Origin of the sequence: Clostridium sp. (assembly GCF_051656525.1) — a bacterium.
In the GTDB taxonomy this organism is placed as follows: domain Bacteria; phylum Bacillota; class Clostridia; order Clostridiales; family Clostridiaceae; genus Clostridium.
Window position 1 is genome coordinate 1 of the sequence record NZ_JBOGCC010000074.1, and the last position, 2,180, is coordinate 2,180.

The 2,180-nt window shown below is 34.5% G+C and carries 2 protein-coding genes; both read left to right on the top strand.

The features are described from left to right. The coding region (locus ACRDDY_RS02465; protein ID WP_438563388.1) for a hypothetical protein at positions 1–698 on the top strand (698 nt) is incomplete at its 5' end. 367 nt (positions 699–1,065) lie between these two features. After that, positions 1,066–2,010, top strand: a complete 945-nt coding sequence (locus tag ACRDDY_RS02470) for a hypothetical protein (protein WP_438563389.1) — start codon at positions 1,066–1,068, stop codon at positions 2,008–2,010. Positions 2,011–2,180 lie beyond the last annotated feature (170 nt).

The window sequence follows — 2,180 nt, forward strand, 5'->3', positions numbered from 1 at the left end:
ACTTACAATATGAGAAGTCAATTGAGAAGCAGGAAGATGCAATTGATGAGCAAACTAAGATTGCTACAGACGCTTTAGACGCTCAAATTAAAGCAATTCAAGATTACTTAGCTAAGGAAGGTAAACTTAGAGAAGACGCCAATAAGCTAATTGAAGGCAATTCTAAAGAGTTATATGATAGACTATCTCAATACAATGCGAATTATGTAGGCATGACAGAGAAGCAACTTCAAGATATGGTCAACATGGCTAATAGTGCTATGGATGAGTTTGGCGGGTCTGTAGGAAGTGTAACTAATGCATTTGATAAAATGGCTGATGCTATTAAGGATGTTGCAAAAGAGTTGGATAAACTTGGCGACATTGACATTGACAAAGACCTAATTGAGGAAGAAGTTAGGGAAGAAAATAAGCCACCTAGTATAGCTGAAGAAAAGGCTAAACGTAGAGATGAAGTTATCAAACAAATGAGTGAAAACTCATCAGCTTGGCATGGGGCTAGTAAAGAGGAACAAGCAAGACTATCAAAAGAAAATGAAAAACTTGCTAAAGAAATTGGGGCATGGAAGTCTCAAAAAGATGGCAGTTGGTATGTCAAAATTAGCGGGAAAGATTACAACATCAATAAAGGTCAAGGTATTGGAATCAGACACTCGGGTAAAAAATTTGACGCCCGCTTGGTACAGAAATGTGCCTAGAAAAATACACATATATGCAGGTAACTCCTAAAGCTATACACCACAATATAAGGATGAGATAAGCTTTATATGATGGTACGAAAGTAGAAAAAACGTATAGATGAACATATGGTTAAATCCTAAGTGTTCACAAACAATGGACGTTCATGCAGGGAAAAGATGATGAGTCTTGCCCTCAACGACTATCCCAGGAGTGGGAGTAAAATCGCAAGCTATTGGCGAAGGAAAAGTGTATCCCCAAACAGATAATGCTGTGGGTGGTGAAATAGTCTAATCTCATATGAAAGTATGAGGTGCGTATGCACGTTTATATTTAGCGAATATAAACAAATAAAACAATTATAATAATAAGAAAGGAGGAAACGTCTTGAATAATGTTATTTTAGGAGTAAACGATTTAAACACAACACACCCACATTTGATAAAGTTTTTTGAAAGCAAGGAGGACTCAAAGAAATTTAGTTATGGTTCTAGCAAAAAGGCTTCACTTATATGCCCCAATTGTGGACTTGGTAAAAATATGGTTGTACACAAATTGGCTACAAGAGGTTTTTCTTGTGCAATTTGCAAAGAAACAATCCCATTAGGGGAGAGAATAGTTGCTTCAGTATTAAAAGAGTCAAATGTTGAATTTGAAACTCAAAAAGAATTTGATTGGTCAAAAAAGAGAAGGTATGATTTCTATATAAAAGAATTTGATTGTATAATAGAAACACATGGTGCTCAACATTATAAAGGCTCTTGTTTTGAACATATGAGTGGGGGTCGAACATTTGAAGTTGAATCAAACAATGACTTGTTTAAAGAAAGTGTGGCTAGAAAAAATGGAATAAAACACTACGTAGTAATAGACACAAGAAAAGGAACAATAGATGAAACCATAAGTAATTTAAAGAAGAGTGAACTTTGTAATTTTATCAAATTTGAAGAGTTGTGTTGGTCTAATATATTTGAAAATATATCAACAAGCACAATTTCAAAAATATGCAAAAGATATATGGAGTTGGGTGATAAATCTACAACAACATTGATGAAAGAATTCAAACTAGGAAGAGAAGCGATAATAAAACACCTAAAAAACGGGGAAGCAATGGGTTTGTGTGATTACTCAAACAATATTATTGTAGGTGGAAAAACAGGAAGAAAAACAAAGCCGTTAAAAGTTTTAGAATTGGATAAGACGTTTACCTCAATGGCTAACTTATGTAGATTCTTTAAAGAAGAACTTGGAGTTCATGTAAATGATGACATGATAAGAACAAACATAAAACGTGGAACCAAGTATAAGGGCTATACTTTTTATTATTTATAATTTATGCGTCGAATCTGGCTATGTGGGCACTAAAACACCTAGAGGAGGTAAAGAGTTCCTTAATCTACTAGAAGAGGGTGAAGTGGTGCTAAACAAACCACAAGTAGAGAGTTTCATGAATAAAACACTACCTCAATTGATGACAAATGGCAGTTCATATATGGGTGGAA